Origin of the sequence: Acetobacterium malicum subsp. dehalogenans DSM 11527, from assembly GCF_000472665.1 — a bacterium.
GTDB lineage: Bacteria > Bacillota > Clostridia > Eubacteriales > Eubacteriaceae > Acetobacterium > Acetobacterium malicum.
This window is the reverse complement of the sequence record NZ_AXAC01000028.1, coordinates 1-14,543: the sequence shown is the minus strand read 5'-3', so window position 1 is coordinate 14,543 and position 14,543 is coordinate 1. Positions and strand designations below refer to the sequence as shown.

The window sequence follows — 14,543 nt, the reverse complement described above, 5'->3', positions numbered from 1 at the left end:
TAGCCTCAGATTATATTAGGAAAAGAGGACAAAAAGGAATGAAAAAAAGAAGTATATTTGGCCTGATGCTGGTTGTCGTTCTGGTCGCTGGTTTATTTGCAGGATGCAGTAGCAACACCGCAAAAACAGAAGATAATGCCAATAATGACGATAAGACCTTTGTGGTCGGTTTGGATGATTCCTTCCCGCCAATGGGTTTCAGAGATGACAAAAATGAAATTGTTGGTTTCGATGTGGATCTGGCCAAAGAAGTTGGTAAACGGATGGGAATGGAAGTTGTACTTCAACCAATCAACTGGGACACCAAAGAACTGGAACTGGATTCCGGCAATATTGACGTCATTTGGAACGGTTTAACGATCACCGATGAACGAAAAAATGCCATGGATTTCACCGCCCCTTATCTGGAAAATGACCAGGTCATCGTCGTTAAAAAAGATTCCCCAATCAAAACAAAAGCTGATTTAGCTGGTAAAAATGTTGGCGTCCAAAAAGGTTCTTCAGCCTATGATGCGTTCACTGCTGATCCCATCAGCAAAGAGGCAACATTGACTGAATATCCGGAAAACGTCTCAGCCCTCAGTGATCTGGGAATTGGCCGAATCGATGCCGTTGTAGTTGACTCCATCGTCGCCCGCTACTACATCACCTCGGAAAGTGCTGAATTTGTAATTTTAAGTGAAAGCTTATCGCCAGAATTATACGGTGTGGGGATCAAAAAAGGTAATACCGAGTTACTGACTCAGGTTCAGGATGCCATGGATGCCATGGTTGCCGATGGAACAGCCGCTACCATTTCAACCAAATGGTTTGGCGAAGACATCATCTACAAAGCTAACTAAAAAGAAAACAATCAGTTTTTAGAAATCGGATAGTTTCTATCCGATTTTTTTATGACGTTTACCACTAATATTATTTCGTTCCTCAGGAGAATAAAATGTCAGATTTTTATATCTATTTATCGAATATCACCTTACCGATGCTGCAGGGAATGGTTATTACTCTCAGTGTTTTTGCCGTCACCATTGTCTGCTCCCTGCCGCTGGGTTTTATGTTTACCTTGATGGCTCGGAGTCGCCTCAAGCCCGTTAAATCACTGGCCAAAGGCTATATCTATGTGGTCCGGGGGACCCCACTGCTGCTGCAGATTATGTTTGTCTATTTTGGTCTGCCATTGTTGCCGGTGGTGGGAGACTATCTGATTTTTGGTCGCTTTACCGCTGCCTGTATTGCTTTTTGTATGAACTATGCCGCTTATTTTGCCGAAATCTTCCGGGGCGGCTTGCTAGCCATTGACAAAGGACAGTATGAAGCGGCCAAAGTTTTAGGGCTGACAAAAATAGAAACGATGATCCGGGTGGTGATTCCCCAGATGATTCGGGTCTGTTTACCAGCCATCAGCAATGAAACCATTACGCTGGTCAAAGACACCGCACTGGTCACGGTGATTGGGGTGGCCGAGATTCTCCATTATGCTAAAACAGCTGTTAATCGGGATGGGGATACCTTTGCTTTTCTGGTTGCGGCGGCCTTATACTTGCTGATCAACTTTGTGATCACGATGGTATTTAAAAAGCTTGAAACCAAATACGAGTTCTAGGGGAAAATGATGGAAATTATAAAAGTCAATCAGCTCAATAAAAGTTTTGGAAAAAATCATGTCTTGAAGGACATCTCATTTACCGTCAATAAGGGCGACGTGATGGCTATCATTGGGTCATCGGGGTCGGGGAAATCGACCTTGCTGCGCTGCCTCATCGACTTGGAAAAGGCCGACAGCGGTGACATCATCATGGAAGGTAAACCGTTGCTGAAAGATGGCGTGTACCCTAGCCCGCCGGAGATCCGAGCGATTATTATGAAAATGGGGATGGTTTTTCAGCACTTTAACCTTTTTCCTCATCTCACCGTTCGTCAGAATCTGGAATTGGCCCCGAAGGTGGTAAAGAAAGAAGAAACGGCGGCCATGAACCAACGCTGCGAAGCCTATCTCAACAAGGTCGGCTTACTGGAACGGATTGATGCGATGCCCTCAACCCTGTCCGGGGGCGAAAAACAGCGAGTCGCCATCGCCCGGGCACTGATGATGAATCCTGATATTTTGCTTTTTGATGAGCCTACCTCAGCCCTGGACCCCGAGCTCACCGGGGAGGTTCTCAACGTTATGCAAAGCCTGGCCAATGAGCACATGACCATGGTGGTGGTGACCCACGAAATGAGTTTTGCCCGGGAAGTAGCTAACAAGGTGGTTTTTATGGACTCGGGAACGATTCTTGAAGAAGGCAGTCCGGAAGATATTTTCATTCATCCTCAGGAAAAAAGAACCCAGGAGTTTTTAAGCAGTATTTTACGGGAGCAGAAGAAAACAAGTAAGAAATACCGACTGAAAAAATATTGCTGAGAAAATTAAGGAACAAAAATAGTGGTTCAGGTTTAAAAAATCAAAACATAAAATAAAGAAAGCCTTCCCGCATCGAGCGGGAAGGCTTTTAAAATACAAGATAGGCTTGACAAAGAGAAAGTCTTGTGATAGCATATAAAATTGCATTGGTATCTTTTAAAATAAGAGTAGAATGCATTCTTGTCGTCAATTTTTGGGCGGTCAATGAAGCGTTTGCGACTCAGTCATGAACAACTGATCAAAGGGGAAGCATGTCGGAGCCAGCAGCTATGAAATTGATTACGGTCTAATAATAACACAAGGCGAGACGAAACACAACAGGCAAATTTGGGATACCCACAGGCCGAACACGAGTCGGTGAGGGGTAGTCCGTTGCTGAGTATTTTTGCGAGGGGTGATATTGGATGGTAATGTTGCATCCTGAAAAAGATGGTTTAAGAACACGCCAAAGCTTTTCTAAAATCAAAGAAGTTATTGAAATGCCGAACCTGATTGAGGTTCAGAAAGATTCATACAACTGGTTTATTGAAAAAGGACTCCAAGAGGTTTTTGATGATATTGATAAAATCGAAGACTACACTGGAAATCTGGTTTTAGAATTTGTGGATTATTCCATAGAGGGAAAACCAAAGTATTCAGTGGAGGAGTGTAAAGAGAGGGATCAAACCTACTTTATACCATTAAAAGTAACAGTTCGTTTAATAAATAAGGAAAAGAACGAAGTTAAAGAGCAAAAGGTCTATATGGCCGACTTGCATAAAATGACCGAAACCGGAACCTTCATTGTCAATGGAGCGGAACGGGTTATCGTCAGCCAGCTGGTCAGATCACCAGGGGCATATTTTTCCTTGAGCCGCGATAAACTGGGCAAGAAATTATTTTCAGCTCAGGTTATTCCTAACCGTGGGGCCTGGTTGGAATATGAAACAGATTCCAACGACATCATGTACGTTAAAATTGACCGGACCCGTAAATTACCAATCACAGCGCTGATTCGCGCCCTGGGATTGGGAACCAATCAGGAAATTCTTGATTTCTACGGTGATGATTACCGACTCATCGAAACGATCAAAAAAGATGAAAATAACAATATGAAATCAACCCGGGATGGTCTGATCGAGATTTATAAACGCTTAAGACCCGGCGAGCCACCTACTGTGGAAAGCGCCCAATCGTTGCTTAATTCGATGTTTTTTGACGATCGTCGCTATGATCTGGCCAAGGTTGGCCGTCATAAATATAACAAAAAATTATCTCTGGCAACCCGGATTTCCGGCCAGCGAGCCGCGAATACCGTGGTCAATCCGGAAACTGGTGAAGTCTACGTTGAAGAGAATGAAATCATCTCCATCAATGTGGCCACCGATATTCAGAACACTGGAATCAATGTGGTTGACGTCAAAGTGGATGATAAAATCGTCCGCGTCATCGGAAACGGTTTTGTTGACATCAATGCCCAGGATCTACCCTTTGACATCAGTGATTTGGACATCAAAGAAAATGTCTGTTATGAAGTACTAAAAGAGATTTTAGAATCAGACATGACCGATGAAGAAAAGAAAAAATCAATCAAGAAGCGAATGGATGAGCTGGTCCCCAAGCATGTGCTGATTTCTGATCTGCATGCCTCGATCTCTTATATTATCGGTCTTGACTACGATATCGGCGCCATTGATGATATTGACCATTTGGGCAATCGTCGTCTGCGCTCGGTGGGCGAGCTGTTACAAAATCAGTTCCGGATCGGGTTATCCCGAATGGAACGGGTGGTTCGGGAACGAATGTCAGTTCAGGACGATGAAATTTTAACCCCTCAGGGTTTAATCAATACCCGTCCGGTCAACGCCGCCTTAAAAGAATTTTTCGGTAGCTCCCAGCTGTCTCAGTTTATGGATCAGACCAACCCATTGGCGGAACTGACGCATAAGCGACGTTTATCAGCCTTGGGACCTGGTGGGTTAAGCCGTGAGCGGGCCGGGTTTGAGGTTCGAGATGTTCACCATAGCCATTATGGCCGGATGTGTCCAATTGAAACCCCTGAAGGTCCGAACATCGGACTGATCGGATCGCTCAGTACCTATGCCCGGGTTAATGAATATGGCTTTATTGAAGCCCCTTACCGGAAGGTTTATGATGGGGTCGTAACGGATGAAATACATTATCTGGCAGCCGATGAAGAAGGTCGTTATACCATTGCTCAGGCTAACGAGCCATTGGACGATGATAACCGCTTTGCCCGTAAACAGGTAACCGGCCGTGCTGGTAGCAAACGGGATTTCGTTCTGATTGCCCCAGACCGCGTGGATTATATGGATATTTCGCCAAAACAGATCGTTTCGGTTGCGACATCACTGATTCCCTTCCTCGAAAATGATGATGCCAACCGGGCTCTGATGGGTGCCAACATGCAACGTCAGGCTGTGCCACTGTTGATTCCCAAAGCACCGGTTATCGGTACTGGGATGGAACACAAGGCCGCCAAGGATTCCGGCGTCTGTGTCATTGCCAGAAATGCCGGCACCATCGAACGGGTGGAGGCCTCAGCCATTCACATCCGCACCGATAACGGCGAGCTGGATAAGTACACCTTACTTAAATTTAAACGCTCTAACCAGGGTACCTGTATGAACCATAAACCGTTGGTCAACAAAGGTCAATATGTTCAGGCCGGCGAGATCATTGCCGATGGTCCGTCCACCGAAATGGGTGAACTGGCACTGGGTCGAAATATTCTGATGGGCTTTATGACCTGGGAAGGTTACAACTACGAGGATGCCATCCTCATTAATGAAAAACTATTAAAAGAAGATGTCTTTACATCGATCCATATTGAAGAATTTGAAGCCGAAGCCCGGGAAACCAAACTGGGACCAGAAGAAATCACCCGAGATATCCCCAATGTCAGTGAAGATGCGCTGAAGAACCTCGATGAACGGGGTATTATCTTTGTCGGTGCCGAGGTTAAATCGGACGATATTCTGGTTGGAAAAGTAACACCAAAGGGTGAAACGGATCTGTCTGCTGAAGAAAAATTGCTTCGTGCCATCTTTGGCGAAAAAGCCCGGGAAATCCGGGATACATCATTGAAGGTTCCCCATGGAGAATCTGGGATTGTTCTGGATGTTAAGGTCTTCTCGCGCGAAAACAAAGATGAAGACTTAAAACCTGGGGTTAATACCCTGGTGCGGGTTCTGATCGCGGTTAAACGTAAGATTTCCGTTGGAGATAAAATGGCTGGTCGTCATGGAAACAAAGGGGTAATTTCCCGAATCCTGCCGGAAGAAGATATGCCGTTTATGCCAGACGGAACAGCCCTGGAGATTGTGCTTAACCCGCTGGGGGTTCCTTCGCGAATGAACATCGGTCAGGTTTTGGAAGTCCATCTGGGACTGGCGATGCGATCCATCGGCTGGCATATTGCCACGCCGGTTTTTGACCCGGCTGATGAACAGGACATTATGGATCTGTTAAAACAGGCCGATTTGCCTGAAGATGGTAAGATCCAACTTTATGATGGCCGCAGCGGCGAGCCTTTTGATAATAAGGTTACCGTTGGTTACATGTATATTCTTAAACTTCACCATTTGGTTGATGATAAAATGCATGCCCGTTCGACCGGACCATACTCCTTAGTTACCCAGCAACCTTTGGGCGGTAAAGCTCAATTTGGGGGACAGCGTTTTGGAGAAATGGAAGTTTGGGCCCTGGAAGCCTATGGCGCCGCCCATACCCTGCAGGAAATCTTGACGATCAAGTCGGATGACGTCGTCGGCCGGGTTAAAGCCTATGAAGCGATTGTCAAAGGCGAAAATATTCCTAAACCAGGCATTCCTGAGTCTTTCAAGGTACTGATGAAAGAATTCCAGAGTTTAGGTCTGGATGTCAACATCCTCAATGATCAGGAAATGATTAAGCTGCTTGATGATGAGATGGATGAACGGGATCCTTTGGAAGAACTGGCCATTGAAATTGGTAGCACCGAACTTTCCGAAGCCGGAGATGACGTGAAATTGGAAGACAGCTTCCAGATTAAGAGCATTGATGATGACGAAGACGACGACTTATTATAACAATAAATTTATTAAAGAAGGGAGCGAAGCCATTTGTTGAACGAGGAATTCACCTTCAAATCCTTACAAATCGGATTGGCCTCACCTGAAAAAATCAGAGAGTGGTCACGTGGAGAAGTAAAAAAACCGGAAACCATTAATTATAGAACCCTGAAACCAGAAAAAGAGGGGTTGTTTTGTGAGAAGATTTTTGGACCGCAGAAAGACTGGGAATGTAACTGTGGTAAATACAAGCGTATTCGCCATAAAGGCATTGTCTGTGAAAACTGCGGGGTTGAAGTAACTAAGGCTAAGGTCAGACGTGAGCGGATGGGGCATATTGAACTGGCCTCTCCAGTTTCGCATATCTGGTATTTCAAAGGAATTCCCAGTCGAATGGGACTGATTCTGGAAATGTCTCCCAGAAATCTGGAAAAAATTATATATTTTGCGGCTTATGTGGTCACCGATCCGGGCGAAAGCAATTTTGATTTCAAACAGATCCTCACCGAAGCGGAGTATAAAGAAGCTAAGAGTCAGTTTGGCAATAAGTTTACCGCCAGCATTGGTGCCGAAGCGATTCAGGAATTACTGAAACTGGTCGACCTGGATCAGGAATCGGCTGTGCTTAAGGAAGAACTAAAAGGCGCGTCCGGTCAGAAAAAGATCCGGGTCGCCCGTCGTCTGGAAGCGGTTGAAGCCTTCAGAAATTCCACCAACCGTCCGGAATGGATGATTCTGGAAACCATTCCGGTTATTCCGCCGGAATTGCGGCCAATGGTCCAATTGGATGGCGGCCGTTTTGCCACCTCGGATCTTAATGACCTGTACCGTCGAGTGATTAACCGAAACAACCGGCTGTTAAAACTGCTGGAACTGGATGCTCCGGATATCATTGTTCAAAATGAAAAACGGATGCTTCAGGAAGCCGTTGATGCTCTAATTGACAATGGTCGACGTGGCCGGGCCGTCACTGGTCCGGGTAACCGTCCCTTTAAATCCCTTAGTGATATGCTTAAGGGTAAACAGGGTCGTTTCCGTCAGAACCTTTTGGGGAAACGGGTTGACTACTCGGGCCGTTCGGTTATCGTCGTCGGGCCAGATCTGAAAATGTTCCAATGTGGACTCCCCAAAGAGATGGCAATTGAATTATTCAAGCCATTTGTAATGCGGGAACTGGTTGGCCGTAACCTGTCACAAAACATCAAAAGTGCCAAGAAAATGGTCGAAAAACTGGATCCAATGGTCTGGGATGTTTTAGAAGATGTTATTCAGGAACATCCGGTTCTGTTAAACCGGGCGCCAACCCTTCATCGCCTGGGGATTCAGGCCTTTGAACCAATTCTGGTTGAAGGAAAAGCGATTAAACTCCATCCGTTGGTTTGTACTGCCTACAATGCCGACTTTGACGGCGATCAGATGGCGGTCCATGTGCCCTTATCAGTCGAAGCTCAGGCCGAAGCCCGCTTCCTGATGCTGGCATCCAATAATATTCTTAAGCCACAGGATGGTACGCCAGTTGTCGCACCAACCCAGGATATGATTTTGGGTACCTATTATATGACCATCTATAAGAAAGATGGCAAAGGCACCAATAGTGTCTTCCGAGACCTGGATGAAATGGAAATGGCTTACTTCAATAAAGATGTCGAGCTTCATGCCCAGGTCAAGGTCCGGATCACCAAAGAAATTGATGGCGAAACGATGACCCGCCTTGTTGATGGAACCGTCGGTCGATTCATTTTCAACACCATTATTCCCCAGGAACTTGGTTTTGTTAAACGCGATACCATCGAAGAAAAATTTGCCCTGGAAATAGACCGACAGGTTAATAAAAAAGTATTGTCGGAAATTGTCGAGCGCTGCTATAAAACATATGGACCCACCAAAACATCTGAAGTACTGGATGAAATTAAACGCTTAGGTTTTAAATTCTCAACCCGAGGTGCCATCACCGTTGGGGTCAGCGATATGGAAGTTCCTAAGAACAAAGAAGAAATTCTATCCCGGGCCGACGATAAGATCACCGAAAATATGACCCTCTATCGTCAAGGTTTTATCAGTGATGAAGAACGTTATAATAATGTTGTTGAAATTTGGAACAAAGCTACTGACGAAGTTACCGATGCGTTGCTGGATCACCTTGAAGATCTGAATCCAATTAACATGATGGCGGATTCCGGGGCCCGAGGTAGTAAGAACCAGATCCGACAGTTAGCCGGGATGCGTGGTCTGATGGCCAACCCAAGTGGTCGAATCATCGAGCTGCCAATCCGGTCCAACTTCCGTGAAGGGTTAAATGTTCTGGAGTTTTTCTCCTCCACCCATGGGGCCCGAAAAGGTCTCGCGGATACCGCCCTACGAACTGCCGATTCCGGTTACCTGACCCGGCGTCTGGTTGATGTCAGCCAGGATGTAATTGTCCGTGAGGATGATTGCGGCACCACCCGGGGTTATGAGGTTTCCACAATTAACGATCACGGCGAAATTATCGAAACCCTGCATGAACGATTGGTCGGCCGATATGCCTTTGAAGATGTAGTTCATCCGGAAACAGGCGAAGTCCTGGCACCGGCGGGCGAGATCATCTCAACTGAAATGGCTGACAGTATTGATAAAGCGGGGATTGAAAAAGTATTGATTCGCGCCGCCTTTAATTGTCAGTCCAAATATGGGGTCTGTAAAAAATGCTATGGGGTTGATTTAACCACCTGGCGACCCGTTGAAATCGGCGAAGCCGTTGGTATCATTGCCGCCCAGTCAATTGGTGAGCCGGGTACCCAGCTGACCATGCGTACCTTCCATACTGGTGGGGTTGCTTCAGCTGATGATATCACCCAGGGTCTGCCCCGTATCGAAGAGCTTTTCGAAGCCCGAAAACCGAAAGGCCAGGCGATTATTTCAGAAATTGACGGTCGCGTGGAAATTCAGGATACGCAGAAGAAAACTGAAGCCGTTGTTACCGGTGCTGATGGGGATATGAAGGTTTACCTGATTCCTTACGGCTCACGACTGCGGGTTCATACCGGCGATCAGGTCATTGCCGGAGATGAGATCACCGAAGGTTCCATTAACCCCAGTGATATTCTTCGTATTCAGGGGATTGACCATGTGCAGCAATATCTGCTGCAGGAAGTGCAAAAAGTTTACCGAATGCAAGGGGTACACATCGGCGACAAGCATCTGGAAGTTATTATCCGTCAAATGCTTAGAAAAGTTAAGATTGAAAACCCTGGCGATACTGCTTTACTGGCGGGCAGCTTAGTTGATATCTTCAATTTTGAAGAAGAAAACCGTGCCGCCCGGGAAGCCGGTGGCGAAGAAGCGACAGCCAGCCGGGAACTACTGGGTATCACCAAAGCTTCGCTGGCAACTGATTCATTCCTATCAGCCGCATCCTTCCAGGAAACCACTCGGGTCCTGACCGACGCCGCCATTAAAGGCAAGGTCGATCCGTTGATTGGACTGAAAGAAAATGTTATTATCGGACAATTGGTGCCAGCCGGTACCGGTGTCAAGATGTATGGTGACATTGATCTGGTTTATGAACGGGAAGAGGAAGATATTTACGAGGATATGATCGAAGAAGACTCGGTTACTGAATCACTGGATATAGTTTTCGATGATGATATTTTAAACGCCTATGTTGAAGAAGAACAGGATGAAACGGAAGATGCCATTATCACCGATCTGGACATCTTCGACCTGGATTTCTTAACAAAAGAATAATTCTTGACATTTAAGACTCAAACATGTATAGTTATTAGGTGTGTTTAGCGAAACGCACGAACAGCAAGAAGGAGGAACCGATGAATCAATTTGTTGATGTTTCAAAAGTGATTGGAATGAAACAAACTCTTAAGGCTGTGAAAGAAGGCAAAGCACTGAAAGTCATTTTAGCAGAAGATACCGATGAAAGTATCAAAAAAAGCATTGTCGAATGCTGTGATAACCATCAGATCACGGTAGAACGAGTTGAAACGAAAGTTGGACTCGGAAAAGCCAGTGGGATTGATCGGGCCGCAGCCGTCATTGCCATTATCAAATAACTCGAACCAGGGTTGCCTTTAAAGTGATCCTGGTTCCCAAAAAAGTCATTAATAATCGTTTCGATTATTGATATATTAATATTAAAAGGAGGTGCAGGACTAAATGCCTACAATTAATCAGCTTGTAAAAAAAGGAAGAAAACGCATGGTAGATAAAACAAAAACTCCAGCGTTGAAAGCAAACCCTCAAAAAAGAGGCGTATGTACAGCAGTTAGAACATCCACACCAAAGAAACCAAACTCGGCGCTTCGAAAAATCGCCAGAGTTCGTCTCGTTAACGGAATGGAAGTAACAGCCTATATTCCTGGTGTTGGCCACAATTTACAGGAACATAGTATTGTTCTTATTAAGGGTGGACGTGTCAAGGATTTACCAGGGGTTCGTTATAAAATTATCCGTGGTGCGCTTGATACCGCTGGTGTTGACGCTCGTAGACAAGCTCGATCCAAATACGGGGCTAAAAAGCCTAAAAAGTAGTAGTGCATAGTGCTGCATATTCAAGCGCTCGTTATTTAAATTGATCGAGACCAAATATATGTTAGAGACGCTATACGCACAACAACGAAACGTTGGATGTCGAGTACCGATGAACATAAAAATGTTAAGGAGGGAAGTAAAGTGCCTAGAAAAGGACCTGTTCCAAAAAGAGAAGTTTTACCTGATCCTATTTACGGAGATATTGTTGTAACAAAGTTAGTTAACAATATCATGTTAGATGGGAAAAAAGGTGTTGCCCAAAGAATCGTTTACGATGCATTTGAAAAAGTTACTGAAAAAACTGGCAAAGATGCCCTGGAAGCATTCCGGGAAGCGCTGGCTAATATCACACCTGTTTTAGAAGTAAAAGCTCGCCGAGTTGGTGGTGCAACCTACCAGGTGCCAATGGAAATCAGAACTGAGCGTAAACAAGCTTTAGGGTTACGTTGGTTAGTTAATTACTCAAGAAAAAGATCTGAAAAAACAATGAAGGATCGTTTAGCTGGAGAAATTATGGATGCACTCAATAATAGTGGTGCAGCTGTTAAGAAAAAAGATGATACTCACGCCATGGCTGAAGCCAATAAAGCTTTTGCACATTATCGTTGGTAATCGTTGTTTAGATTTAGAAATAAGAGAGGAAAGCATCTGTGTCAAGAGAGTATAGTTTAGATAAAACAAGAAATATAGGTATTATGGCACATATTGATGCAGGAAAAACCACTACCACAGAAAGAATCCTGTTCTATTCCGGAAAAATCCATAAAATTGGAGAAACCCATGATGGGGTTTCCCAAATGGACTGGATGGAACAGGAACAAGAAAGAGGTATTACTATTACCTCGGCAGCAACCACGTGTTTTTGGAATAAAAACCGTATCAATATCATTGATACACCAGGCCACGTTGATTTTACCGTAGAAGTAGAACGATCTTTGAGAGTTCTTGATGGAGCGGTAGCTGTTTTTTGTGCAAAAGGTGGCGTTGAGCCTCAATCAGAAACAGTATGGCGACAAGCCGATAAATATCATGTTCCCAGAATGGCTTATATCAATAAGATGGACATTACCGGAGCCGATTTTTATAATGTACTGAAGATGATGGAGGATCGTTTAAGCACGAATCCTGTTCCAATTCAATTACCTATTGGCAAAGAAAGTGACTTTGTGGGGATTATTGATCTCCTGATCATGAAAGCTATGATCTATAAAGATGATTTAGGCGAAGAAATTGAAATCGTCGATATTCCTGAAGACATGCGTGAGCTGGCTGACGAATACCGCGAAAAATTAATTGAGTCTATTTCTGATTATGATGAAGCGATCATGGAAAAATTCCTTGAAGGCGAAGAAATTGGTCTTGACGAACTGAAGGCAGCCATTCGACTGGCAACATTGAATGTTGATATTATTCCAGTTGTTTGTGGTTCATCATATAAAAATAAAGGTGTTCAATTAGTATTGGATGCAATTGTTGACTATATGCCCTGCCCACTGGATGTTCCTGCGATCACCGGAATCAATCCTGATACTGAAGAAGAAGATAGCCGAAAAGCAAGTGATGATGAACCATTCTCAGCATTGGCATTTAAGATCATGACTGATCCATTTGTTGGAAAGCTGGCATTCTTCCGGGTATATTCGGGAAGTATTGAATCCGGTTCATATGTTTTCAATTCATCTAAAGGAAAAAGAGAACGTTTGGGGCGTATCCTGCAAATGCATGCCAACCATCGTGAAGAGATTACCACTGTTTATACCGGGGATATCGCTGCCGCAGTTGGTTTAAAAGATACCTCAACAGGGGATACCCTGTGTTCAGACAAGGCGCCTATTATTCTTGAGTCCATGGAATTCCCGGAACCGGTAATCCATGTTGCCATTGAACCAAAAACAAAGGCTGGCCAGGAAAAAATGAGTACTGCTTTAGCAAAACTTGCTGAAGAAGATCCTACTTTCAGAACCCGTACCGATGAAGAAACCGGACAAACGATCATCTCAGGAATGGGTGAACTTCACCTTGACATCATCGTTGACCGTATGTTACGAGAATTTAAAGTAGAAGCCAATGTCGGCGCACCACAGGTAGCGTATAAAGAATCCATTACCAAAGCAGTTGATGCTGAGGGTAAATTTGCTCGTCAATCGGGTGGTCGTGGTCAATATGGTCATTGTCTCATCCGGATGGAGCCAGTTGAACCTGGAACCGGATATATCTTCGAAAACAAGACGGTTGGGGGATCGATTCCAAAAGAATTCATCAACCCAATTAATCAGGGGATTGAAGAAGCAATGCGTAATGGTGTTCTAGCCGGATATCCAGTATTGGATCTTAAGGTTATCGTTTATGACGGTTCATACCATGATGTGGATTCATCAGAAATGGCCTTTAAAGTGGCCGGATCGATGGCGTTTAAAAATGGTATGAGAAAAGCAGATCCGGTTATCTTAGAACCAGTATTCAAACTTGAAGTCGTAATTCCAGAAGAATACATGGGCGACGTAATGGGCGATATCAGCTCACGACGTGGTCGTGTCGAAGGTATGGAAATGCGTGGTGGTGCACAGATCATTAAAGGAATGGTGCCACTGTCGGAAATGTTTGGTTATGCAACAACTCTAAGAAGTAAAACTCAGGGTCGTGGCGTTTACACCATGCAGTTCTCGCACTATGAAGCTGTACCTAAATTTATTTCAGAAGAAATAATTGAAGGCCGTAAATAATAGCATAGCTATAAAATAATTTTTAAGGAGAAGAACAAATGGCAAAGTCAAAATTTGAAAGAAATAAGCCCCATGTAAATGTTGGAACAATTGGTCATGTCGATCATGGTAAAACCACATTAACAGCGGCGATCACATCTGTATTAAACAAGCGATTTGGAACAGGGGAAGCCGTAGCATTCGAAAATATCGATAAAGCCCCAGAAGAAAGAGAACGTGGAATCACCATTTCAACCGCTCACGTTGAATATGAAACTGCAGCGCGTCACTATGCACACGTTGACTGCCCAGGCCATGCCGATTATGTTAAGAACATGATCACCGGTGCTGCTCAAATGGACGGTGCTATCCTGGTTGTTAGTGCGGCTGATGGCCCCATGCCACAGACACGTGAACATATCCTGTTAAGCCGTCAGGTAGGCGTACCATACATCGTTGTTTTCTTAAACAAAGTTGATATGGTCGACGACGAAGAATTACTGGAATTAGTTGAAATGGAAGTTCGTGAACTGCTTGACGAATATGATTTCCCAGGCGATGATACACCAATCATCCCAGGATCTGCGTTAAGAGCCTTAGAAGATCCAGACGGCCCATGGGGAGACAAAATTGTTGAACTGATGACCGCAGTTGATACCTGGGTTCCCGATCCAGTTCGTGATACNGACAAACCATTCCTGATGCCAGTCGAAGATGTCTTCTCAATCACTGGTCGTGGTACCGTAGCAACCGGACGTATCGAACGTGGGATTGTTAAAGTCGGCGAAGAAGTTGAAATCGTCGGGATTCATGACGTTCGAAAAACAGTTGTAACCGGAATCGAAATGTTCCGTAAATTACTGG

10 protein-coding genes are annotated in these 14,543 nt (G+C 44.7%); all 10 read left to right on the top strand.

Translation table 11 applies throughout. From position 1 onward, the window contains the following. Window positions 1-38 precede the first annotated feature (38 nt). Window positions 39-842, top strand: coding sequence for an amino acid ABC transporter substrate-binding protein (locus A3KS_RS0111585; protein WP_026395062.1), 804 nt, complete (start codon window positions 39-41; stop codon window positions 840-842). A gap of 95 nt (window positions 843-937) precedes the next feature. Then, a complete protein-coding gene (locus tag A3KS_RS0111580; RefSeq protein ID WP_026395061.1) occupies window positions 938-1,600 on the top strand; it encodes an amino acid ABC transporter permease in 663 nt (220 codons plus the stop codon). 9 nt (window positions 1,601-1,609) lie between these two features. After that, the gene (locus A3KS_RS0111575) at window positions 1,610-2,401 is read left to right on the top strand and encodes an amino acid ABC transporter ATP-binding protein (RefSeq protein ID WP_026395060.1); all 792 of its coding nucleotides are present in this window, start codon (window positions 1,610-1,612) and stop codon (window positions 2,399-2,401) included. A gap of 410 nt (window positions 2,402-2,811) precedes the next feature. Further along, window positions 2,812-6,471: a DNA-directed RNA polymerase subunit beta gene (rpoB, locus tag A3KS_RS0111570; RefSeq protein WP_051355834.1), complete on the top strand. Its 3,660-nt coding sequence runs from the start codon at window positions 2,812-2,814 to the stop codon at window positions 6,469-6,471. Between the two features lie 36 nt (window positions 6,472-6,507). Beyond that, window positions 6,508-10,179 carry a DNA-directed RNA polymerase subunit beta' gene (gene rpoC / locus A3KS_RS0111565; RefSeq protein ID WP_051355833.1) on the top strand — a complete coding sequence of 1,224 codons (3,672 nt, stop codon included), beginning with the start codon at window positions 6,508-6,510 and terminating at the stop codon, window positions 10,177-10,179. 80 nt (window positions 10,180-10,259) lie between these two features. Further along, the gene (locus A3KS_RS0111560) at window positions 10,260-10,499 is read left to right on the top strand and encodes a L7Ae/L30e/S12e/Gadd45 family ribosomal protein (RefSeq protein ID WP_026395057.1); all 240 of its coding nucleotides are present in this window, start codon (window positions 10,260-10,262) and stop codon (window positions 10,497-10,499) included. Between the two features lie 103 nt (window positions 10,500-10,602). After that, window positions 10,603-10,977: a 30S ribosomal protein S12 gene (gene rpsL, locus A3KS_RS0111555; RefSeq protein ID WP_026395056.1), complete on the top strand. Its 375-nt coding sequence runs from the start codon at window positions 10,603-10,605 to the stop codon at window positions 10,975-10,977. Window positions 10,978-11,118: 141 nt separating this feature from the next. Further along, on the top strand, window positions 11,119-11,589 hold the full coding sequence (gene rpsG, locus A3KS_RS0111550) for a 30S ribosomal protein S7 (RefSeq protein WP_026395055.1): 471 nt from the start codon (window positions 11,119-11,121) through the stop codon (window positions 11,587-11,589). A 38-nt stretch (window positions 11,590-11,627) separates the two neighbouring features. Continuing rightward, on the top strand, window positions 11,628-13,700 hold the full coding sequence (gene fusA, locus A3KS_RS0111545; RefSeq protein ID WP_026395054.1) for an elongation factor G: 2,073 nt from the start codon (window positions 11,628-11,630) through the stop codon (window positions 13,698-13,700). A 38-nt stretch (window positions 13,701-13,738) separates the two neighbouring features. Continuing rightward, a partial coding sequence (locus A3KS_RS0111540) for an elongation factor Tu (RefSeq protein ID WP_026395053.1) occupies window positions 13,739-14,543 on the top strand: 805 nt, incomplete at its 3' end.

Bases quoted from the DNA above. Each gene is read 5' to 3' on its own strand.
- A3KS_RS0111580 (WP_026395061.1), top strand. From the start codon at position 938: ATGTCAGATTTTTATATCTATTTATCGAATATCACCTTACCGATGCTG.
- rpoB (WP_051355834.1), top strand. From the start codon at position 2,812: ATGTTGCATCCTGAAAAAGATGGTTTAAGAACACGCCAAAGCTTTTCT.
- A3KS_RS0111575 (WP_026395060.1), top strand. From the start codon at position 1,610: ATGGAAATTATAAAAGTCAATCAGCTCAATAAAAGTTTTGGAAAAAAT.
- A3KS_RS0111560 (WP_026395057.1), top strand. From the start codon at position 10,260: ATGAATCAATTTGTTGATGTTTCAAAAGTGATTGGAATGAAACAAACT.
- A3KS_RS0111585 (WP_026395062.1), top strand. From the start codon at position 39: ATGAAAAAAAGAAGTATATTTGGCCTGATGCTGGTTGTCGTTCTGGTC.
- rpsL (WP_026395056.1), top strand. From the start codon at position 10,603: ATGCCTACAATTAATCAGCTTGTAAAAAAAGGAAGAAAACGCATGGTA.